Source organism: Geodermatophilus sp. SYSU D01186 (assembly GCF_054050215.1).
This window is the reverse complement of record NZ_JBJGYW010000004.1, coordinates 14,305-34,942: the sequence shown is the minus strand read 5'-3', so window position 1 is coordinate 34,942 and position 20,638 is coordinate 14,305. Positions and strand designations below refer to the sequence as shown.

Here is a 20,638-nt window from a genome sequence, read left to right as displayed (position 1 = left end):
CCCCTCCTCGCGGGCCGGCACCTCCGCCGGCACTGCTCGCCCCCGGCAGCGTCGCACGGGCGCGATCAGCCCGCATGCCTACGCTGACACCTCGGACAGACCGCCTGAGGAGTGCGCATGACCGGCACCGAGACCCCGCGCAGCACCCCCGGGGGCATGCCGGCCGAGCCGTCGCCGCGTCCCCGCCCGGCGGGCCGGCCGCGCACCACGCCGTCCCGGCCCGACGGGGTCAGCCCGGTGGTCGACTGCGGGATCTACGTCGCCGGTCAGCGCCAGGAACCGGTCCACCCGCACGACGCGCTCGACGAGGCGGTCGCGCTCGGCGGCTTCGTCTGGCTGGGGCTGTACGCGCCGACGGAGGTGGAGCTGGGGTCGATCGCCGACCGGTACGGGTTGCACCCGCTGGCGGTCGAGGACGCCGTCTTCGCCCACCAGCGGCCCAAGCTCGAGCGGTACGACGAGGGACTGTTCATGGTGCTCAAGACCGCGACCTACGTGGAGCACGACCGGCTGACCGCGACCAGCGAGGTCGTCGACACCGGCGAGGTCATGGTGTTCCTCGGTCCCCACTACGTGATCACCGTGCGGCACGGGGAGCACGGCGGGCTGACCGACCTGCGCCGGAGCATGGAGGAGCAGCCGGACCTGCTCTGCCACGGCCCGGCGGCGGTGCTGTACGCGGTCGCCGACCACGTGGTCGACACCTTCGTCGACGTGGCCAGCGCCGTGGAGGAGGACGTCGACGAGCTGGAGGCGTCGGTGTTCAGCGACCGGCGCACCGACGACATCGGGCGGCTGTACCAGCTCAAGCGGGAGCTCATGTCGCTGCGCCGGGCGGTCTCCCCGCTGGAGGTGCCGCTGCAGAAGCTGGCCGAGCGGCGCATCGACGCCGTCCCGGAGGCCATGCGCTCCTACTTCCGGGACGTCGAGGACCACGCCATCCGCGTGCGGGACCAGATCGCGGCCCTGGACGAACTGCTCACGTCGATCCTGCAGGCCTCCCTGGCCCGGACCTCCCAGGCCGACAACGAGGACATGCGCAAGATCTCCGCGTGGGCCGGCATCATCGCCGTCCCCACGGCCATCGCCGGCATCTACGGGATGAACTTCGAGTTCATGCCCGAGCTGCACTGGCGCTTCAGCTACCCGCTGGTGCTGCTGGTGATCGTCAGCGCCTGCGTCCTGCTCTACCGGGGCTTCAAGCGCAACGGCTGGCTCTGAAGAGGCGGTGCCGGGGCCGCCCACCCGGGCACGGTTGGTGCGCAGATCGTGCTCTCGTCGACTCGGTGAGCACGATCTGCGCACGAACCGTGGTCAGCGGCCGAGCGCCGTCCGGATCATCGCCACCAGCCGCAGCGGGTCGCGCAGGTCCGCCGCGGTCACGAAGACGACCGTCCAGCCGGCCTCGCGCAGCCGGTTGAGCCGCCGGCGGTCCTTGCCGAACTGCCCCGCCTCGGCGTGCCAGAGCCCGTCGTACTCGACCGCCACCCGGAGCCCCGGCCACGCGAAGTCCACCTCGGCGACGAAGCGCCCTTCGTGCCGCACGACGTACTGCGCGACCGGGGCCGGCAGCCCGGCACGCTCCATGAGCAGCCGCACCCTGGTCTCCTGCGGCGACCCCGCGAGCCCGTCGGCCCGCGCACAGATCCGCCGGACCCGCGGGGAGGCCGCCCCGGGGCGCGCCGCCCGGTCACGCACGGCCGCGAGGTCCACCATCTCCGCGACGACCATGCGATCGAGCGCGACGACGGCCTCGTCGTCGGCCAGCAGCGACGCGACGCGGACGGCGGTGAGCACGCGGCCGGTCAGGCGGACGCGCCCGCGGCAGCACACGTCCTCGGGGTCGAGGCGCGCCCGCCGGACCCGCAGGCCGGCCACGCGACGGGCGGAGGAGCCCGGTGGCGCCGTGAGCTCGACGTCGTCCTCCGGGCCGGCGAGATCGACGCCCCACAGCACTGCGGCACTGGGCCCCGACACCACGGCACCGGGCACGATCAGCCCGGCCGCGGCGACGGCCCGCAGCCGGTGCGTGACCGGCGTGGTCGCGTCGACGTAGACGTCGTGGAAGAGACGGCGGAACGCCGGACCGCGCAGCCGGTGGCTCGTCACGACACCGTGCGCGACCGCCTCGCTGCCGCGGAAGGGCCTGCCCACGAGCAGGGGCGGGACACGAGGGACGACGGGCATGCGCCGACCGTTGCAGCGCTGGGCGACCGAGGGTCCGGGAGCGTCCCCAGCCCGCGCGCTGTGCACAGATCGCCGTCCGGGCGCCCCGGAGCGCACGGTCTGTGCACATGTCGCGGTGCGGGCACCTGCACCCCGCGGGGTGTGCACAGATCGTCGTCCCCACCCCCACGAGAGGCCGGTTCGTGCACAGAACGTGGGGCCGCCCCGCGCGAGCCGTCAGGGGGACTTCGCGGCGACCACGGCGTCGTAGACGGTGCGGCGGGGCAGCCCGGTCCGGACGACGACGGCGCGGATGGCGTCCTTGCGGGTGGCGCCCGCCGCCTCCTCCGCCGCGACCTCCGCGGCCAGTTCCACCGGCGTGAGCGACACCGGCCCGGCCGGCGCCCCGCCCACCACGAGGGTGATCTCGCCCTTCACGCCCTCGGCGGCCCACGCGGCCAGCTCGGCCAGCGGACCGCGGCGGACCTCCTCGTGGGTCTTGGTCAGCTCCCGGCAGACGGCGGCCTCGCGCTCGGCGCCGAACGCCGCGACCGCGTCGGTCAGGGCGTCGGCCAGCCGGTGCGGGGACTCGAAGAACACCATCGTGCGGCGCTCGTCGGCCAGCCCGGCCAGCCGTGACCGTCGCTCCCCGCCCTTGCGCGGCAGGAACCCCTCGAAGCAGAACCGGTCGACCGGCAGGCCCGAGACCGCCAGCGCCGTCGTCACCGCCGAGGGCCCGGGCACCGAGGTGACCTCGACGCCGGCGTCGATCGCCGCCCGCACCAGGGTGTAGCCGGGGTCGGAGACCGACGGCATCCCGGCGTCGGTGAGCAGCAGGACGGTCGCGCCGGAGGTCAGCGCGGTCAGCAGGCCGGGCAGCCGCGCGCGCTCCACCGACTCGTGGAACGTCACCACCCGGCCGGCGAGCGTCACCCCGAGGTCGGCGGCCAGCCGGTGCAGCCGGCGGGTGTCCTCGACGGCGAGGACGTCGGCGGTGGCCATGACCTCCCGCAGTCGCGGGCCGACGTCGCCGGGCTGTCCCAGGGGGGCGCCGCCGAGCACCAGACGTCCACTCACACGTCCGAGCCTGTCACGGCGAGTGCCGTCGGCCCCCTCAGGGGCCCGGCGCGAGCCTGCGAGTGCCGGGGGGCAGGGGGGTCCTTTCACTACCCTGGCCCCCATGGCGGTGCTGGCTCCCGAGCGCACGGACCGGGGGCCCGACGAGCCCCGGCCGACGCCCGTCCGCCGCTGGCCACTGCCGCGCCCGCGCCGCGACCGGACGCCGCCGCTGCCGCCCGACCGGTGGCTGTCCTGGGCGCTGGCCGCGGTGCTCGGCGGGGCGACGCTGGTCAGCCGGCTGTGGGACCTGGGCTACCCGTCCGACCTGCTCTTCGACGAGGCCTACTACCCGCCCGAGGCGCGGGAGCTGCTCGAGTGGGGCCACGAGTACAACCGCGGCTACACGTTCATCGTCCACCCGCCGCTGGGCAAGTGGCTCATCGCCGGCGGCATCCACCTGTTCGGCTACGACTCGTTCGGCTGGCGGGTGCCGTCGGCGGTCGCGGGCACCGTCTCGGTCGTCGTCCTCGCCCGGCTGGGACGGCGGCTCACCGGCTCCACGCTGCTCGGCCTGATCGGCGGGCTGCTGCTGGCGCTGGACGGCTTCGCGTTCTCGCTGTCGCGCATCGGCCTGCTCGACGTCTTCCTCCAGGTCTTCGTCCTCGGCGCGGTCGCCTGCCTGGTCGTCGACCGGGACCGGGTGCGCGCCCGCATCCGGGTGGCCGGCGGGCTGGCGGCGGGGTTCGCGCTCGGCCCGCGCGGCTGGCGCCTGGCCGCTGGGGCCCTGTTCGGGTGCGCGTGCGCGGTGAAGTGGAGCGGGGTGTACTTCCTCGCGCTGTTCGCCGTCCTGTCGGTGTTCTGGGACCGTGCGGCCTGGCGGGAGGCCGGCGTCCGCCGTCCCACCCTCGTGGCCGCCCGCCGCGGGCTGCCCGGGGCGCTCTGGGCGCTGGCGGTGGTGCCGGTGCTCACCTACCTGACCAGCTTCACCGGGTGGTTCCTCGGCGAGACGTCGCAGGGCAAGGTCTGGGCGCAGCAGAACCCGGAGACGGCGTTCCCGTGGGTGCCCGACGCGCTGCGCTCGCTGTGGCACCAGCACGCCGAGTGGCTGCGGTTCCACAACAGCCTGTCGACGCCGCACCCGTGGGAGTCCGGGCCGTGGTCGTGGCTGGTCGACGGGCGGCCGATCCTGCTGTGGAACCCGCAGGGGCTCACCGACGCCGCGGGTGAGCAGGTGGTCCGCTACATCCTGATGCTGGGCACCCCGACGCTGTGGTTCGCCTTCGCACCGGCGCTGGTCTGGCTGGCCTGGCGGCTGGTCGCCCGCCGGGACCCCGCCGCGCTGGTCCTGGCGACCGCGATCGCTGCCGGGTGGGGCACCTGGTTCCTCAACCCCGAGCGCACGATGTTCATCTTCTACATGGCGCCGGTGGTGCCGTTCTTCGTGCTCGCGGTCGTGCTGGTGCTGCAGGACGTGCTCGGCCGGCCCGGCGCCGAGCCGTGGCGCCGCCAGCTCGGGCTCGGCGTGGTGGCCACCTACGTGGGGATCGTCGCGGCGACGTTCGTCTTCTTCTACCCGGTGCTCAGCGGGCAGCCGCTGACGCACGCGGAGTGGCTGGACCGCATGTGGTTCCCATCATGGTTCTGACACCGGGTGGCGCCGACCTGCAGGCCGGGGCCGTCCGCACCCGCGCCTGAGCCCCGCATCCTCCGTACGGTGACGGTCGAGGACGACGCACCGGCACGGAGGAGACGGCGATGACCAGCGCACAGGAGCGACCCCGGGTGCTCGCCGAGGCCGACGGCGACGTCTGGCGCATCACCCTCGACCGCTCGGAGACCGGCAACGCCATCGACCCGGCGATGGCCGCGGAGCTCGCGGCCGCGCTGCAGGCGCGGCCCGGGTCGGCCCGGACGGTGCTGCTGCTGGGCAACGGTGAGCGGTTCTGCGTGGGCGGCGACGTGCGCGCGTTCTCCTCGGTGGAGGACCCCGGCGGCTACGTCGGGCAGCTCGCGCACGACTGGCACGAGGTCATCCGGGCCCTGCTCTACTGCCCGGTCCCGGTCGTCGCCGGGGTCCAGGGCGCGGTGGCCGGCGCCGGGATCGGCCTCATGGGCGCCTGCGACATCGTCGTCTGCGCCCGCTCCACCAAGATCCGCCCGGCCTACGGGGCGATCGGCTACTCCCCCGACGGCGGCAGCTCGTGGGCGCTGACCCGCGCGCTGGGGGCCCCGCGGGCGCTGGAGCTCATGCTGACCAACGGCGCCCTGACCGCGGCGGAGGCGCACATGTTCGGCCTGGTCGCCCGCCTGGTCGAGGACGAGGAGGTGCACGAGTCGGCGATCGCACTGGCGCACGCGGTGGCGGCCGGCCCGGTGCGGGCGATGGTGCGCACCCGCGCGCTGGTGCGGCAGGCCGCCGTCCGGACCCTCGAGCAGCAGCTGGACGACGAGGCGCGGCTGATCGCCGAGTCCGCCGCCGACCCGGAGGGCCGGGAGGGCGTGCGTGCCTTCATCGACAAGCGCCAGCCGGACTTCCGCGGCACCGCCTGAGCCCGGGTCGGCCGACCGCCGTCCAGGGACGACGACGGCGGGTTCCCCGGCGGCGCCCCGGGTACCACCGATCGCGGCGTCCCGGATCGGGAAGGGGCGCCACCGACCGCAGGCGCCCGGCGTCGCACCGCGGCCACGGGAGCGCCCCAGACACCGGGAGCAGCGATGGGTCTACCTGCACGAGACGCGGCACGGAACTGGGTCGGGCGGACGGTCGTCGACCGCCAGGGCACCCCGATCGGCCCCTGCACCGCCGTCCTGGCGGACGAGGCCACCGGGCTCCCGGAGTGGATGTACGTGGAGGTCGACGAGGCCAGCGCGGTCGTCCCGGTCGTCGACGCGGCCGAGACCGGAGACCAGGTGCGCGTGACCGTGAACCGCGCGCAGGTCGTCGGGGCGCCGTCGGTCGGCGACACCCACCGGCTGTCCGAGGCCCAGGAGGAACAGCTCTACCGGCACTACGGGATCGACTACTCGCGCCAGACGTCGGAGAGCCTGCTGCCGGCCGACGACACGAGCGCCCCCGCAGCGGCCTCGCCATCCGGCGTCGACGACGCGGCCCCCGCCGCCCGCCGCCGGTCGGTACCGGTGGTCAGCGCGGTCGCGGGCCTGGCGGCGCTCGTCGCCGTGGTCCGGCGGTCCCGGGCGCGGCGACAGCTCGCCCACGTGACCTGGACCGGACGGCTCTGGGCCCGGCGACCCTGGGCACCGCGGCCACCGACCGCTGCCGAGCGGGCGGCCCGGCGCGTCCACGAGGCGTCGCTCGTGGCCCGACGACTCGCCGCGACGACCACGCGGGCAGGCGCGACGACCGCGGCACGGGTGCGGGCACGGACGATGGGCTGACCTCCGGCAGCGCCGATCAGACCGCCGACTGCGGTTCGAGGACGAAGACCTCCCAGGCCGGGACACCGGCGCTGTCGGTCGCGGTCACGGTGACCTCCATGCGGGTGCCCTCGCCGTGGTCGACGAACGGCCGGGAGTAGTCCGGCCCCTCGACCGTCTCACCCGGGTGCTCGTGGCAGCCTCCGCCGCTGCAGTGCACGAGCACCTCGGTCCACCGGACCGTCAGCAGCCCGTCCTCGGCGTCGACCGCCGTCGCCGACGCCTGCACCAGCTCCCCCGGCACCCAGCGCCGGTCGGGCGGCGGTGCGCTGAGCGTCAGCACCGGCGGGCTGTTCCCCGGGACGACGGTCATCGTGGCGGTGTCCTGCGCCCCGCCGGGGTCGGTGACCGTCAGCGTCGCGGTGAACGGCTCGACCCCGGAGCCGGCGTAGGAGTGCACGACCTGCGGGCCGTCGGCCACGGCGCCGTCGCCGAGGTCCCAGCGCGCGGTCAGCGGGTCGCCGTCGAGGTCGCTGGAGCCGCTGCCGTCGAAGGTCACGGTGCGCGTCGGGGCGTCCACCGTGGCCGCGGCCTGCGCGGTCGGGGGGCGGTTGCCGGGCGCGTACACGAGCCGGTCCAGCACGCTGCCCCGGATGTCGGCCCACACGACGTCGCCGTTCTCCGGGTGCGGCCGGAAGGCGACCGGCGCCCCGAGCTCCGCGGCGAAGCCGTCGGCCTCGGGCGGGCGCACGAGCTGGCCCGCCGCGTCGGAGCGCAGGGTGTAGACCCGCTGGGCCGAGTAGTCGCCGAAGAAGTACGCCCCCTGGTACTCCGGCGGGTAGGCCGTGCCGGTGTAGACCAAGCCGCCGGTGACCGCGGTGCCCGCCGGCCCGTGCGGATAGGTCCACAGGGGGGCGGTGTTGGGCACGCCCTGGCACCCGGGCAGCTCGGCGTAGCCGGGGGTGGGACCGTCCCCCTCCCAGCAGGGCCAGCCGTAGCCGGCACCCGGGCGGACGACGTCGACCTCCTCCCACGCCGTCCAGCCGACGTCGCCCACGACCGGCGCACCGGTGACCGGGTCGAGGCTCAGCCGGAACGGGCTGCGGAAGCCGCCGGCGTAGACCCGGCTCTGCCAGGCGAACGGGTCGGCGGGGTCGAAGAACGGGTTGTCGGGCACCCCACTGCCGTCGGGCAGGACGTGCAGGAGCTTGCCGTAGCCGGTGGTGGGGTCGAGGGCGCGCAGGGCCAGCGGGTCGGCGTCCACGTAGCCCGCGCTGTCCCCGATGGTCACCCACAGGGTGCCGTCGGGGGCGGCGAGCAGGCCGGTGAGGCCGTGCGCGTCGGACGTCGCCGGCAGCTCGAGCACGATCCGTTCGTCGGCCAGCCCGGTCGGCTGCGGGCCGCCGACGAGGGTCCAGGCGCTCAGCCGCAGCATCCACTGCCCGTCCACGTCGAGCGCGCGTCCGGTGTAGAGCGTGGCGCCGTCGGGGGCGGGCGCGACGGCCACCAGGCCCAGGTCGTTGCGGGTGACGACCGGCAGCTCGGCGAGGGTGCGGGCCTCCCCCGCCGCCGACACCCAGGCCACCCGGCCGTTCTTGCCGGTGGTCACGTAGCTGCCGTCGGGCAGGAACGCGAAGTCGGTGAGCAGTTCGTCCTGCCCGCTCGGCAGTTCCTGGACGACGAACCCCGGCGCCAGCACCGGGACGGCCGCGGCCGGGGCGGCGGTCACCACGGACGTGCCGAGGACGACCGCCGTCGCGACGCCGAGGTGCGTGACGGTGGCACGGGCCTGATGCCGGCTCATGGGCAGCGACGCTCCCCCAACGCGTCGGCGCGCCACAAACGCGGACCCCGGGGACCCGTGCGGTGCGGCACCGTGCGTGGTCACCCGGGCGCGCAGCGGTCGGCAGAGACGCAGCAGCCCCGCTCCGGGGGGACCCGGGCGGGGCTGCTGGGCTGTCGGGTGGAGCTGAGGGGATTTGAACCCCTGACCCCCTCGATGCGAACGAGGTGCGCTACCGGTCTGCGCCACAGCCCCTGACGAACGGAGAGCTTACCGTCCGCGTGCTCCGGCGCCGCCACGGGGGGCGGCGCCGGAGCGTCGCCCTAGCCGTTGGCGACCTTCCGGGGCTGGTAGACGTCGATGTCGGCGAAGCCGATGTCGTCGTCGTCGAGGCCCACGACCGCGCTGATCTGCCAGCCCGCGGGCGCCGCGGCGCGGGCCGCCACCACCCGGCCCGGGCGCAGCGGGTGCACCGGGGCGAGCGGCAGGCTCGGGTGCGGCAGGCCGACGGTGTGGTGCACCTCCTCGGCGACGGGCGCCTCCTCGACCTCCTCCACCGCCGGACGGGGTGCCGGCACCGGGCGCGCCGCGGGGCGCTCTGCCGGCCGGCGCGCGGCACGGGCGGCGGCGCGCGCGGCGCGGCGGGCGGCCAGCCGCTCGCGACGGGCGGCGGCGCGCAGCACCATCAGGTAGCCGACGACGGCCACGTCGAGCAGGCCCTGGGCGATCCACAGCCACGGGCTGTAGAGGATCGCGCCGGCCAGCGCCAGCAGCGTCAGGGCGACCAGGCCGGCCAGGGTGCGGCGCCGGACGGCGTGCACGTCGACCCGGAGCTCGCCGGAGGTCAGCAGCGCCGCCCGGTCGACGGAGACCCGCTCGGTCTCGGCGTGGAGCACGGGGTCCACCGCGCGCCGCCGCTGCAGCGTCCGCCCCGCGTCGGCGGGGACGGTCTGCGAGTCACCGCGGGTCACCACCATCGGCACCAGCACGACGAACCACAGCACGACCAGAGCGGCCAGAAGCACGCCGGATCCCATCAGAACACCACCCGTCACATGAGTCACTCGCCCGGCGAAGTTAAGGCCTGGACCACCCCGTTCGAGGGAGGCGCGCGGGCGTGTCACTGAGGTGTTGTGTGACTGGAGTGCCGTCGGGACGGCGTGTCGACAAAGAGTCACCCATCCACGCGACCCGTGCATGGTATGAGCCTCAGCGGGGTATACGCGCACGCCATCGCGCGAGGACCCCCTCTGGGGCGTCCTCCGCGAGCAGCGCGTAGCACCGGTGGTCCCGCCAGTCGCCGTCGATGTCGAGGTAGCGGCGCAGCAATCCCTCGTGACGGAACCCGAGGCGTTCCACCAGTCGCCGGCTCGGGCCGTTCTCCGGCCGGATGTCGGCCTGCAACCGGTGCAGCTGCGCCGGCCCGAACGCGTGGTCGCACGCCAGGGCCACTGCCAGTGACGCGACGCCCCGCCCGGCCACGGCGCGGTCGATCCAGTAGCCCAGGCTCCCCGAGCGCAACGCCCCGCGGACGACGTTGTCGATGGTGACCTGCCCGGCCAGCCGCCCGTCCACGTGGACGACGAACGGCAGCGTCGTCCCCGCGGCGGCCCGGCGCAGCACGGCGCGGCGCATCACCCGGAACGACTGCGGCGAGTGCCGGGCCGCCCACGACGACGGGGCGCTGGGTTCCCACGGGGCCAGCCAGGACTCGTTGGCCAGCCGGACCCGGCTCCACTCGTCGGCGTCGCCGCGGCGCGGTGGGAGCAGCTCCACCGGACCCCACGCCAGCCGCGCGGGCCAGCCGGGGTGCAGGGCGGGGTCGGCCACGGGGTCCCGTCAGCCGCCGAGCAGCAGGGGCATGACGGTGACCAGCCCGCCGGCGGCCACCTCGGTGACGTCCTCGTCGATCACGATGAGGCAGTTGGCCCGCGCCATGCGGGCGAGCATCGCCTCGTCGCCGCCGCCGAGCGGCTCGACCACGTAGCCGCCGTCGGGGTGGCGCATCACCTGGCCGTGCAGGTACTGGCGGTACCCGAGCGGCGAGAGGAGCTGCTCGGCGGCGATCGCCTGCACGGTGCGGCGGAACAGCTGGCGCTTGCCGAGCATCAGCCGGATCGCCGGGCGCACGAACACCTCGAAGGCCACCAGCGCGGCGACCGGCTCACCCGGCACGCAGATGACCGGCACCGAGTCGCGGCCCAGCCGGCCGAACGCCTGCACCGGGCCCGGGTGCATCGTCACGGGCGAGAAGTGCATCCGGCCGAGCTCGGCCATGACCTCCTGCACCGTGTCACCCTCGGTGGCGAAGGTGCCCGACACGAGCACCAGGTCGCTGCGCAGCAGCTGGCTCTCCAGCACCTCGGACATGCGGCGCCGGTCGGAGGGGACGATCCCCGACCGGTAGGCCTCCGCGCCCGCGTCACGGGCCGCGGCGGCCAGCGCGTAGCTGTTGACGTCGACGACCTGCCCAGGGCCCGGCGGCGTGCTGATGTCGACCAGCTCGCTCCCGGCGGACAGGACGGCGACCCGAGGCCGCGGGCGCACCTGCACGCGGTCGCGCCCCACCGCGGCCAGCAGGCTGATCTGGGCCGGCCCGATCGGCGTCCCCACCTGCACCGCGGCGGTGCCCGGCGCGACGTCGTCCCCCGCGCGACGCACGTAGCCGCCGGGCTCGACCGGCGCGTGGACGGCGACGGTGACCACGCCCCGGTCGGTCCACACCGCCGGGACGACGACGTCGGCGCCGGCGGGCAGCATCGCGCCCGCGCTGACCTTCTGCGCCATGCCCGGGCCGATGGACGACGGGCCGCTCGGGCCCGCGACGGTCTCGCCCACCACCGCGAGGCGAGCCGGCTCCTCGAAGGAGGCGCCCTCCACGTCGAGAGCGCGGGCGGCGTAGCCGTCGAGCGCGGCCTGGTCGAAGGCGGGCAGGGCGCGCTGGCTGACGACCTCCTCGGCGCAGAGCAGGCCCTGCGCGTCGAGGACGGCGAGCTCGATCGCGTCCGGCTGCGGCACGGCCGAGAGGATCTCGTCGAGGTGCTGCTCGACCGTGCGCGGCGCGGGCGGCTCGCCGGCCGCGGGTGGCGGCGGCACCTGCCCACGGTCGATCGCCGTGGTCTCGTGGACCACCGCCGGTGCCTCGCGCAGCACGGTGCCCTGACGCAGGTCCATCGCCGTGGTGTCGCGCTGCCCTGCGGGCGCTCCGCTCGTCTCGTCCCCGGTCATGTCCACCACGGAGGACGATGCTCCCCCCTGAAGCGCTCGGTTCAGCCCTGCGACGCGCCCTCGGCGGGCAGGTCGGCGACGAAGTCGGTCAGCCAGGCCCGCAGCGGCGGGCCGAGGTCGTCGCGCTCGGCGGCCAGCTGGATGACCGCCTTGAGGTAGTCCAGGCGGTCGCCGGTGTCGTAGCGGCGGCCGTCGAACACCACGCCGTGCACCGGCTCCCCGCGCTCGACCAGCGTGGCCAGCGCGTCGGTCAGCTGGATCTCCCCGCCGCGGCCCGGGGCGGTCTCCCGCAGCACGCCGAAGACCTCCGGCGCCAGCACGTAGCGGCCGATGATCGCCAGGCTGCTCGGCGCCTCGTCCACCGGCGGCTTCTCCACCAGGCCGGTTATGGTCACCACGTCGGTGCCACCGGGCTCCACGGCGACGGCGCCGTACTTGTCGATGTTCTCCCGGCCGACGTCGAGCAGCGCGACCACGGAGCCGCCGTGCTCGGCCTGAACCTGCAGCATCTGCTCGAGGAGGTGGTCGCGGGCGTCGATCAGGTCGTCGCCGAGCAACACGGCGAACGGCTCGTCACCGACGAACGCGGCCGCCTGCAGCACCGCGTGGCCCAGGCCCCGCGCCTCGCCCTGCCGGACGAAGTGCACCTGGGCCACGTCGGTGGACTCCTGGACCGCGGCGAGCCGGCCGGCGTCACCCTTCTTCTCCAGCGCCGTCTCGAGCTCGGGGTGGCGGTCGAAGAAGTCCTCGATCGCGGCCTTGTTGCGGCCGGTGACCATGAGCACCTCGGCCAGCCCGGCGCGGGCGGCCTCCTCGACGATGTACTGCAGCGCCGGTCGGTCGACGACCGGGAGCAGCTCCTTGGGAACCGCCTTGGTGGCCGGCAGGAACCGGGTGCCCATCCCCGCGACCGGGATGACGGCCTTGCGCGCCGGGCGGGAGCTCGAAGTCGGCATGGCGGGAGCCTAGCCAGCAGCCGGGACGCCGCTCGGGGGGACGCCGGGCGGCGCACCGCTCGCGTGGCTAGCCTGCGGCGGTGACCCCTGCGGACGACGTGGCCGCCCGCAAGGCCGCGTTCCGCACGCGGCTGCTCGCCCGCCGCTCCGCCCGCCCGGCCGCCGAGCGCGCCGCCGCCGCGGCCGCGGTCACCACCGCACTGCTGCGCGGGCTGGCCGGCGTCCACACGCTGGCCGCGTTCGTGCCCGACCCCACCGAGCCCGGCGCCGGCCGGCTCCCGGCGGCGTACACCCGGCTCGGGGCGCGGGTGCTGCTGCCCGTGGTGCCCGCCACCGGCCGGGAGCTGTCCTGGGCCGTCGACACCGGCCGGCTGGCACCCGGCCGCTTCGGGCTGCAGGAGCCGGTGGGGCCCCGGCTGGGCCCGACGGCGATCGGCACCGCGGAGGTCGTCGTCGTCCCGGCGGTGGCGGTGTCCCGGGACGGGGTGCGGCTGGGGCGCGGCGGCGGTTACTACGACCGGGCGCTGCGGCACGCCCGTCCCGGCGCCCGGCTGGTGGCGCTGGTGTTCGACGACGAGCTGGTCGACGACCTGCCCGCCGAGCCGCACGACCACCGGGTGACCGCGGTGGTGACGCCGTCAGGGGGCTGGGAGGCGGTACCGCTCGGGGCCTGAGAGCATGATCACGCCCACGCCACCGACGCCACGGGAGCGCCCGTGTCACCCGAGATCGTCACCATCCTCGCGCTCGTCGTGATCTTCGCGATCGCGACGTTCCTGCCCATCAACATGGGCGCGCTGGCCTTCACGGCGGCGTTCATCGTCGGGACGCTGTCGGTCGGGTTGACCACCGACGACATCCTGACCGGCTTCCCCGCCGAGCTGGTGGTGACGCTGATCGGTGTCACGTACCTGTTCGCGATCGCGCAGAACAACGGCACCGTCGACCTGCTGGTCAGAGGTGCGGTGCGCCTGGTGGGCGGCCACGTCGCGGCGATCCCCTGGATCATGTTCTTCGTCACCGCGCTGCTGACCGCGATCGGCGCCCTCTCCCCCGCGGCGGTGGCGATCATCGCCCCGATCGCGCTCACCTTCGCCGTCCGCCACGGGATCAACCCGCTGCTCATGGGCATGATGGTCATCCACGGGGCCCAGGGCGGCGGGTTCTCGCCGATCAGCGTCTACGGCGTCACGGTCAACACGATCGTCGACGACGAGGGCCTGCCCAGCAGCCCGATCGCGGTCTTCCTCGGCAGCCTCTTCTTCAACCTCGCCATCGCCGTCGTCCTCTTCCTCGTGCTCGGCGGTCGCCAGCTCATCGGCCGGAAGGTGGCCGCCACGGTGCCGGCGGAGGCCGAGCCCGCGGAGGCCACCGTCGTCCGCGGGCACGGTGCGGCTCCCGGCCCCGCGGTCGGCGGCGGCACGGGCGGCGAGCGGACGACCGGTTCCGGCGGCGGCGCGGGCGGCGCCCCGGAGGAGACCCCGAAGGTCACGCTCGACCAGATCCTCACCCTCATCGGCCTGGCGACCGTCGCCGTCCTGGCGCTGGTGTTCGACCTCGACATCGGGTTCGTCGCCATCACCGTCGCGACTCTGCTCGCCCTCTTCGCCGCCGCGCGGCACAAGAACGCCGTGAGCCAGATCAGCTGGTCGACCGTGCTGCTCATCGCCGGCGTGCTGACCTACGTGTTCGTCCTGCAGGAGGCCGGCGCGATCGACTACGTCGGCGAGGCGGTCACCGGCCTCGGCGCCCCACTGCTGGTGGCCCTGCTGCTCTGCTACATCGGCGCGGTGGTGTCGGCGTTCGCGTCGTCGGTCGCGATCATCGGGGTCGCCATCGCGCTGGCGGTGCCGTTCCTGCAGGCCGGGACCATCGGCGCCGTGGGCGTCGTGGTGGCCCTGTCGGTGTCCTCGACCATCGTCGACGTGAGCCCGTTCTCCACGAACGGCGCGCTGGTGCTGGCCAACGCCCAGGACGTCGACAAGGACCGCTTCTACAAGCAGATCCTCGCCTACGCCGGGATCGTCGTCGCCGTCGGGCCGCTGCTGGCCTGGCTGGTGTTCGTCGTCGTCCCGTCGTGGTTCTGACCGGAACGGAGAACTGCCCATGACCGAGCTCGCGAGGTCGTGCAAGGACACGGCACCGCTGGGAGCGAGTGCGACGAGCGCCAGCGAGGAGCCCTCGTGACCGGACCGCTCGACGGCGTCCTCGTCGTCGACCTGACCCGAGCCCTCGCCGGGCCGCACGCCGGGATGATGCTCGGCGACCTCGGCGCCCGCGTCATCAAGGTGGAGAACCCCGGCAGCGGGGACGACACCCGCGGCTGGGGCCCGCCGTTCGTCGACCCGGCCCAGGGCGAGCGGGAGTCGACCTACTTCCTGTCGACCAACAAGAACAAGGAGTCGATCACCCTCGACCTCAAGGACGACGGTGACAAGGCGCTGCTCACCGAGCTGATCCGCCGGGCCGACGTGCTGCTGGAGAACTTCCGCCCCGGCACCCTGGCCCGCCTGGGCTTCGGCACCGACGTGCTGGAGTCGCTCAACCCGCGGCTGGTCACCCTGTCGATCAGCGGGTTCGGCCACGACGGCCCCGAGGGCGGCCGGGCCGGCTACGACCAGATCGCCCAGGGCGAGGGCGGGCTGATGTCGCTGACCGGCTCGGGCCCGGAGGACCCCCAGCGGGTCGGCGTCCCGATCGGTGACCTGCTGGCCGGCATGTACGGCGCCTACGGCGTGCTGGCCGCGCTGCTCGAGCGCGAGCGGACCGGCCGCGGGCAGGTGGTGCGCACGTCGCTGCTGGCCGCGATCGTCGGCGTGCACGCCTTCCAGGGGACGGCGTGGACGGTGGCCGGCAAGGTCGGTCACGCGCAGGGCAACCACCACCCGTCGATCGCCCCCTACGGCCTCTTCCACTGCAAGGGCGGCAGCGTGCAGCTGTCCTGCGGCTCGGAGGGCCTGTGGCGCAAGCTGTGCGCCGAGTTCGACCTGGACCCCGAGGCGCCCGGGATGGCCAGCAACGGTGAGCGGGTGGGCAACCGGCAGCAGGTCATCGAGCTGCTGGAGCGCACCTTCGCCGACATCTCCCCCGAGGAGCTGCTGGGCCGGCTCGCCGCCGCCGGCATCCCGGCCGGGAAGGTCCGCACGATCGACGAGGTCTACACCTGGGACCAGACCCGCTCGCAGGGCCTGCTGGTCGACGTCGAGCACGAGACCCTGGGCCGGCTCCAGCTGCCCGGCCCGCCGCTGCGCTTCTTCGCCCCCGGCCCGGACGGCGAGACCGAGACCACCCGTCGCGACCACAGCGCGCCGCCCGTGCTCGGCTCGTCCAACGAGGCGATCCGCGCCTGGCTCCAGCAGTGAGCCAGCCGCTGGACGCCCGATCGCTGCGGGACCTCGTCCTCGACCCGGGTTCGTGGAAGACGTGGGACTCCCCCATCACGGTGGGCGACGTCTCCCCCGAGTACGCCGACGAGCTGGCCCGCGCGGCGGAGAGGACCCGCCAGGACGAGGCGATCATCACCGGCGAGGGGCTGCTGCGCGGCCGGCGGGTGGCGGTCATCGCCGGGGAGTTCGGCTTCCTCGCCGGCTCCATCGGGGTGGCCGCCGCCGAACGGCTCATCGCGGCCGTGGAGCGGGCCACCGAGGAGGGGCTGCCGCTGCTGGCCGCCCCGGTGTCCGGCGGCACCCGGATGCAGGAGGGCACCGTCGCCTTCCTGCAGATGATCGGGATCACCGCCGCGATCGCCCGGCACAAGGAGGCCGGGCTGCCCTACCTGGTCTACCTGCGGCACCCCACCTTCGGCGGCGTCCTCGCGTCGTGGGGCTCGACCGGGCACGTCACCATCGCCGAGCCCGGGGCCTCGATCGGCTTCCTCGGCGCACGGGTCTACCAGGCGCTCTACGGCGAGCCGTTCCCCGAGGGCGTGCAGACCGCCGAGAACCTGGCCGCCCACGGGCTCATCGACGCGGTCGTGCCGCACGAGGAGATCGCCGACGTCGCCGACCGGGCGCTGCGGGTGCTGGCCGCCCGGCAGACCTGGCACCTCGACGTCCGCGACGCCGAGCGGCCCCGGCCCGAGGACGGCACCGACGCCCACGACCCCGAGGACCACCGCAGCGCCTGGGACGTCGTCACCGCGTCGCGGCGCGAGGAGCGGCCCGGCGTCCGCCGGCTGCTGCGGACGGCGGCGACCGACATCGTCGGGCTGTCCGGGACCGGCGCCGGCGAGAAGGACCCCGGCCTGCTGCTGGCCCTGGCGCGCTTCGGCGGGGCGCCCTGCGTGGTGCTCGGGCAGGACCGGCGCGGGCAGTCGCTGACCGCTCCGCTGGGCCCGGCGGCGCTGCGGGAGGCCCGGCGCGGCATGCGGCTGGCCGCCGAGCTGCGGCTGCCCCTGGTGACGCTCATCGACACCCCGGGCGCGGCGCTGTCGAAGGAGGCCGAGGAGGGCGGGCTGGCCGCCGAGATCGCCCGGTGCCTGCAGGACCTCGTGATGCTCAAGGCCCCGACGCTGGCGGTGCTGCTGGGCCAGGGCACCGGCGGCGGGGCGCTGGCGCTGGTGCCGGCCGACCGGGTGCTGGCCGCGGCCAACGGGTGGCTCGGCCCGCTGCCGCCGGAGGGCGCGTCGGCGATCGTGCACCGCACCATCGACCGCGCCGGTGAGATGGCCGCCTCCCAGGGCGTGCGCGCCACCGACCTGTGGCGGGCCGGCATCGTCGACCGCGTGGTGCCCGAGCGGCCCGACGCCGCCGACGAGCCGGTGGAGTTCTGCCGCCGGCTGGGGCGGGTGCTCGGCGAGGAGCTGGCCAACCTGCTCGGGCGGGACGACGGCGAGCGCTTCCGCAGCCGGCTGCACCGCTACCGCCACCTCGGCCGCTGAGGCGTCGCCGTCCTGTCAGGCCGCGGGGCTCTCCGCCCCCGCCAGGCCCCACGCGGCGGCGACGAGCTCCAGGCTGCGGAGCCGCTCCGCGACCCCGTGCGTGGACGCCGACAGCATCAGCTCGTCGGCGCCGGTGTCGGCGGCCAGCCGGCGCAGCTGTGCCACGGCGCCGGCGACGTCCCCGATGACCGCGTTGCTCGGCATCGCCTCGGCGGCGGCCCGCTCCGGGTCGACCTGGGCCTCCTCGACGCTGGGCAGCGCCCGGGGCCGGTTCATCCGCAGGGACAGCCGCATGAGCTGACCGGGCAGCGCGAGCCGGCGGGCCTCATCCTCGGTCTCGGCCGCCAGCACGTTCGCGGTGACGATGGCGAACGGCTCCTCCAGCACCGGGGAGGGGCGGAAGGTCTCGCGGTAGAGGCCGACGGCGGTCAGCACGTTCGGGCCGCCGAAGTGGTGGGCGAAGGCGAACGGCAGCCCGAGGTGGCCGGCCAGCTGCGCGGAGAAGCTGCTGGACCCCAGCAGCACGACCGCGGGCGCGGACTCCGCCGCCGGGGTGGCCCGGAAGCGCTCGGCGAGGCCCCCCTCGACCCGCGGGTCGCCGAACAGGCCGAGCAGGTCGATGAGGTGCTGCGGGAAGTCGTCGGCCGACAGCGCCGCGGGGTCGCGCCGCAGCGCCGCCGCGGTCTGCTGGTCGGTGCCGGGGGCGCGGCCGATGCCCAGGTCGATCCGGCCCGGGTGCAGGGCCTCGAGGACGGCGAACTGCTCGGCGACGACCAGCGGCGCGTGGTTGGGCAGCATGACGCCGCCCGAGCCGACCCGGATCCGCTCGGTGACCGCGGCCAGGTGGGCGATCAGGACCGGCGGGCTGGTGCTCGCCACCGCCGGCATGTTGTGGTGCTCGGCCACCCAGAGGCGTGAGAACCCCAGCCGGTCGGCGGTCTGCGCGACGCGGGTGGTGGCCGCGAGGGCCTCGGCGGTGGACTGCCCCGAGCCGACGGTGGCCAGCTCGAGGACGGACAGCGGCAGCGGCTCGGACATCACCGGCGGCAACGCGCGCCGGGCGCCCGGCCTTCCCCGGTCAGGACGCGTCCGCGCCGTGCTCGACGCGCAGGCTGTGGTCGGGGTCCAGCCGGTCGACGACGAGTTCCAGCGCCTCGCCGAGGGCGCGGGTCTGCTCGCGGGTGAGCGGCTCGAACAGCGCGGCCCGGACGGCGTCGACGTGACCGGGAGCCACCGACCGGACGACGTCCCACCCCGCGTCGGTGAGGACGGCGAGGTTGCCCCGGCCGTCGTCCGCCGAGCGCTCGCGCCGCACCCAGCCCCGCTCCTCCAGCCGGGCGACGGTGTGCGACAGGCGGCTCTGCGACTGGTTGGCCCGGCGGGCGAGGTCGCTCATCCGCCGGCTGCGGCCCGGCGCCTCCGACAGCATCGCGAGGACGACGTACGCCGCGTGACTGATGCCGGCGTCCCGCTGCAGCTGCGCGTCGAGGACCCGCGGCACCAGTTCGGCGGCGGTCAGCCACGCCCGCCAGGTCCGCTGCTGCTCCTCGTCCAGCCACTCCTGCGCCACGAGGGGGACCGTACTTGCGCCCACCCGGCGGACGGGCCACCCCGGAACGCGGCCGTCAGCCGCGCTGCGTGGGGATGCTCGGCGCCGGGATGTTGACGTTGCGGTGGAAGACGTTGCGGGGGTCGTACTTCGCCTTCAGGGCGACCAGGCGCTGGTACTTCGGCCCGTAGACGACCTCGACCTCGGCGGCGTCGCGGCCCTCGACGGCGTTCACGTAGCCGCCGGCGCTCATCATGTGCGGGCGCAGCGCCTGCCACAGGGACCGGACCCATTCGCGCTCCGCGGGGAGCATGTCCGCCGTGGGGGTCAGCCCGATGAAGAACCCGGTGTAGCGCGGCGTCCGCCCCCCACTGAGGGCGGTGTCGTCCTCACCGACCTCGGAGTAGGCCTGGTCGAGCCGGTAGAACAGCAGCACCGACAGCGGCGAGGTCTTGCGGGGCGCGTACTCGGCCAGCACGTCGATCACGTCGTCGGTGAGCTCGGCGAAGTAGCCGCTCTTGTCGTAGGCGTGGAAGCCCCACGCGTTCGCCTCGTCCAGCAGCTGCTGCAGCCCCGTGTACGGCATCGGCGCGACCACGTCGAACAGCGGCGGGAGGGTCTGGCGGATGCGCCGGGTCACCTGCTCGTGCTCGGCCGGGTCACCGAAGCCGACCAGGACGAGTGCGTGCCCCAGCGTGCCCTGGTGCTCGGCCGGCACGAACGGCGCCGGAGGGGCGGTCAGCGCGACCGCCGGGAGGGCGTTCATCGTGCGGGGCAGATCGGCCAGGACGTCCCGCATCAGCCGCAGCGCCTCGCCGGCCCGCGACTGGTCCCAGAAGAACAGCCCGAACTGCACCGTCGGGCCCACCTCGTGCAGCCGGAACTCGAACTCCGTGACGACACCGAAGTTGCCGCCGCCACCGCGGAGGGCCCAGAACAGGTCGGGGTTCTCGTCCTCCGCTGCCCGCAGCACCCGGCCGTCGGCGACCACGACCTCGGCCGACACCAGGTTGTCGATGCTGAGGCCGGCCATCCGGGACAGCCAGCCCATCCCGCCGCCCAGGGTCAGCCCGCCGACGCCGGTGTGGCTGACCATGCCTGCCGGGACGGCGAGCCCGTGCGCCTGCGTGGCGAGGTCGAGGTCCCGCAGCAGCGCGCCGCCCTGCACCCGAGCCCGCCGGGCGTCGGGGTCGACGGTCACCGCGTTCATCCGCCGCAGGTCGACGACCAGGCCCCCGTCGACCGAGGAGTGTCCGGGGACGCTGTGTGCGCCACCGCGGACGGCGATCTCCAGGCCCTCCGTCTCGGCGAAGCGGACGGCGGTCACGACGTCCGCCGTCGAGGCACACTCGACGATCACGGCCGGCCGCCGGTCGATGCCGGCGTTCCAGAGCGTCCTGGCCTCGTCGTAGCCCGCGTCGTCCGCTGCGAGCACCGGGCCCCTCACCTGGGAGCGCAGTGTCTCGATGCCGCCGCTCAGCGTCTCGGTCATGATCCGGCCCACCTCTCCGGTCTCCGGCCCGGCTCCCGTGAGAGCGCAGTGTGGTCCGGCCCGCGCCCGGACGACGTCCCGCGGGCGCCGTCGCCGGCGCGTCCGCCCGGGGCCCGGCGCGCGGCAGCCGTCCGGACCGGACCGACTACCG

Annotated in this window: 18 protein-coding genes and 1 tRNA gene; 8 read left to right on the top strand and 11 right to left on the bottom strand. The window is 75.2% G+C overall.

Annotated elements, in window-relative coordinates:
- Window positions 1-117 precede the first annotated feature (117 nt).
- Entirely contained in the window at window positions 118-1,221 is a 1,104-nt protein-coding gene (locus tag ACI784_RS04200; protein WP_457012584.1) for a magnesium and cobalt transport protein CorA, read from the top strand.
- 93 nt (window positions 1,222-1,314) lie between these two features.
- On the opposite strand, the gene ACI784_RS04195 is transcribed toward ACI784_RS04200, so the two are convergent.
- Both ACI784_RS04195 and rsmI read right to left on the bottom strand, forming a co-directional pair.
- Complete coding sequence (locus tag ACI784_RS04195; RefSeq protein ID WP_457012583.1) at window positions 1,315-2,187, bottom strand: endonuclease domain-containing protein; 873 nt, start codon at window positions 2,185-2,187, stop codon at window positions 1,315-1,317.
- Window positions 2,188-2,403: 216 nt separating this feature from the next.
- Window positions 2,404-3,243, bottom strand: a complete 840-nt coding sequence (gene rsmI, locus ACI784_RS04190) for a 16S rRNA (cytidine(1402)-2'-O)-methyltransferase (RefSeq protein WP_457012582.1) — start codon at window positions 3,241-3,243, stop codon at window positions 2,404-2,406.
- Between the two features lie 103 nt (window positions 3,244-3,346).
- On the opposite strand from rsmI, the gene ACI784_RS04185 reads away from it, so the two are divergent.
- From ACI784_RS04185 to ACI784_RS04175, 3 genes are all read left to right on the top strand, one after another.
- The gene (locus ACI784_RS04185; protein ID WP_457012581.1) at window positions 3,347-4,870 is read left to right on the top strand and encodes a dolichyl-phosphate-mannose--protein mannosyltransferase; all 1,524 of its coding nucleotides are present in this window, start codon (window positions 3,347-3,349) and stop codon (window positions 4,868-4,870) included.
- 110 nt (window positions 4,871-4,980) lie between these two features.
- Window positions 4,981-5,775, top strand: a complete 795-nt coding sequence (locus tag ACI784_RS04180) for an enoyl-CoA hydratase/isomerase family protein (RefSeq protein WP_456921621.1) — start codon at window positions 4,981-4,983, stop codon at window positions 5,773-5,775.
- A 165-nt stretch (window positions 5,776-5,940) separates the two neighbouring features.
- Complete coding sequence (locus ACI784_RS04175) at window positions 5,941-6,621, top strand: hypothetical protein (protein ID WP_457012580.1); 681 nt, start codon at window positions 5,941-5,943, stop codon at window positions 6,619-6,621.
- A 16-nt stretch (window positions 6,622-6,637) separates the two neighbouring features.
- Here the strand turns inward: ACI784_RS04175 and ACI784_RS04170 are convergent, their stop codons facing one another.
- The 6 genes from ACI784_RS04170 to galU form a co-directional block, all read right to left on the bottom strand.
- The gene (locus ACI784_RS04170) at window positions 6,638-8,404 is read right to left on the bottom strand and encodes a PQQ-dependent sugar dehydrogenase (protein ID WP_457012579.1); all 1,767 of its coding nucleotides are present in this window, start codon (window positions 8,402-8,404) and stop codon (window positions 6,638-6,640) included.
- Between the two features lie 160 nt (window positions 8,405-8,564).
- A tRNA-Ala gene (locus ACI784_RS04165) sits at window positions 8,565-8,638 on the bottom strand.
- Window positions 8,639-8,706: 68 nt separating this feature from the next.
- Window positions 8,707-9,408, bottom strand: a complete 702-nt coding sequence (gene sepX, locus ACI784_RS04160) for a divisome protein SepX/GlpR (protein ID WP_457012578.1) — start codon at window positions 9,406-9,408, stop codon at window positions 8,707-8,709.
- 184 nt (window positions 9,409-9,592) lie between these two features.
- Entirely contained in the window at window positions 9,593-10,213 is a 621-nt protein-coding gene (locus ACI784_RS04155) for a GNAT family N-acetyltransferase (RefSeq protein WP_457012577.1), read from the bottom strand.
- A gap of 9 nt (window positions 10,214-10,222) precedes the next feature.
- Window positions 10,223-11,611: a molybdotransferase-like divisome protein Glp gene (gene glp / locus ACI784_RS04150; RefSeq protein ID WP_457012576.1), complete on the bottom strand. Its 1,389-nt coding sequence runs from the start codon at window positions 11,609-11,611 to the stop codon at window positions 10,223-10,225.
- Window positions 11,612-11,652: 41 nt separating this feature from the next.
- Complete coding sequence (gene galU / locus ACI784_RS04145; RefSeq protein ID WP_457012575.1) at window positions 11,653-12,567, bottom strand: UTP--glucose-1-phosphate uridylyltransferase GalU; 915 nt, start codon at window positions 12,565-12,567, stop codon at window positions 11,653-11,655.
- 80 nt (window positions 12,568-12,647) lie between these two features.
- Between galU and ACI784_RS04140 the strand changes: the two genes are divergently transcribed.
- The 4 genes from ACI784_RS04140 to ACI784_RS04125 all read left to right on the top strand — a co-directional run bounded on the left by ACI784_RS04140 (window position 12,648) and on the right by ACI784_RS04125 (window position 17,446).
- On the top strand, window positions 12,648-13,241 hold the full coding sequence (locus ACI784_RS04140; protein WP_456921614.1) for a 5-formyltetrahydrofolate cyclo-ligase: 594 nt from the start codon (window positions 12,648-12,650) through the stop codon (window positions 13,239-13,241).
- A gap of 42 nt (window positions 13,242-13,283) precedes the next feature.
- Window positions 13,284-14,654, top strand: a complete 1,371-nt coding sequence (locus tag ACI784_RS04135; protein WP_457012574.1) for an SLC13 family permease — start codon at window positions 13,284-13,286, stop codon at window positions 14,652-14,654.
- A 96-nt stretch (window positions 14,655-14,750) separates the two neighbouring features.
- Entirely contained in the window at window positions 14,751-15,929 is a 1,179-nt protein-coding gene (locus ACI784_RS04130; protein WP_457012573.1) for a CaiB/BaiF CoA transferase family protein, read from the top strand.
- Window positions 15,926-17,446, top strand: coding sequence for a carboxyl transferase domain-containing protein (locus ACI784_RS04125; RefSeq protein ID WP_457012571.1), 1,521 nt, complete (start codon window positions 15,926-15,928; stop codon window positions 17,444-17,446). Before ACI784_RS04130 ends, ACI784_RS04125 begins: the two co-directional genes overlap by 4 nt.
- Before the next feature lie 15 nt (window positions 17,447-17,461).
- On the opposite strand, the gene ACI784_RS04120 is transcribed toward ACI784_RS04125, so the two are convergent.
- The 3 genes from ACI784_RS04120 to ACI784_RS04110 are packed head-to-tail and all read right to left on the bottom strand — an operon-like array spanning window position 17,462 to window position 20,487.
- Entirely contained in the window at window positions 17,462-18,484 is a 1,023-nt protein-coding gene (locus ACI784_RS04120) for an LLM class flavin-dependent oxidoreductase (protein WP_457012570.1), read from the bottom strand.
- Window positions 18,485-18,524: 40 nt separating this feature from the next.
- Window positions 18,525-19,016: a MarR family winged helix-turn-helix transcriptional regulator gene (locus tag ACI784_RS04115; RefSeq protein ID WP_457012569.1), complete on the bottom strand. Its 492-nt coding sequence runs from the start codon at window positions 19,014-19,016 to the stop codon at window positions 18,525-18,527.
- Between the two features lie 55 nt (window positions 19,017-19,071).
- The gene (locus ACI784_RS04110) at window positions 19,072-20,487 is read right to left on the bottom strand and encodes an FAD-binding oxidoreductase (protein ID WP_457012568.1); all 1,416 of its coding nucleotides are present in this window, start codon (window positions 20,485-20,487) and stop codon (window positions 19,072-19,074) included.
- Between the last annotated feature and the right edge of the window lie 151 nt (window positions 20,488-20,638).

Bases quoted from the DNA above. Each gene is read 5' to 3' on its own strand.
- ACI784_RS04200 (WP_457012584.1), top strand. From the start codon at position 118: ATGACCGGCACCGAGACCCCGCGCAGCACCCCCGGGGGCATGCCGGCC.
- ACI784_RS04195 (WP_457012583.1), bottom strand. From the start codon at position 2,187: ATGCCCGTCGTCCCTCGTGTCCCGCCCCTGCTCGTGGGCAGGCCCTTC.
- ACI784_RS04185 (WP_457012581.1), top strand. From the start codon at position 3,347: ATGGCGGTGCTGGCTCCCGAGCGCACGGACCGGGGGCCCGACGAGCCC.
- ACI784_RS04180 (WP_456921621.1), top strand. From the start codon at position 4,981: ATGACCAGCGCACAGGAGCGACCCCGGGTGCTCGCCGAGGCCGACGGC.
- ACI784_RS04175 (WP_457012580.1), top strand. From the start codon at position 5,941: ATGGGTCTACCTGCACGAGACGCGGCACGGAACTGGGTCGGGCGGACG.
- ACI784_RS04170 (WP_457012579.1), bottom strand. From the start codon at position 8,404: ATGAGCCGGCATCAGGCCCGTGCCACCGTCACGCACCTCGGCGTCGCG.
- glp (WP_457012576.1), bottom strand. From the start codon at position 11,611: ATGACCGGGGACGAGACGAGCGGAGCGCCCGCAGGGCAGCGCGACACC.
- galU (WP_457012575.1), bottom strand. From the start codon at position 12,567: ATGCCGACTTCGAGCTCCCGCCCGGCGCGCAAGGCCGTCATCCCGGTC.
- ACI784_RS04120 (WP_457012570.1), bottom strand. From the start codon at position 18,484: ATGTCCGAGCCGCTGCCGCTGTCCGTCCTCGAGCTGGCCACCGTCGGC.
- ACI784_RS04110 (WP_457012568.1), bottom strand. From the start codon at position 20,487: ATGACCGAGACGCTGAGCGGCGGCATCGAGACACTGCGCTCCCAGGTG.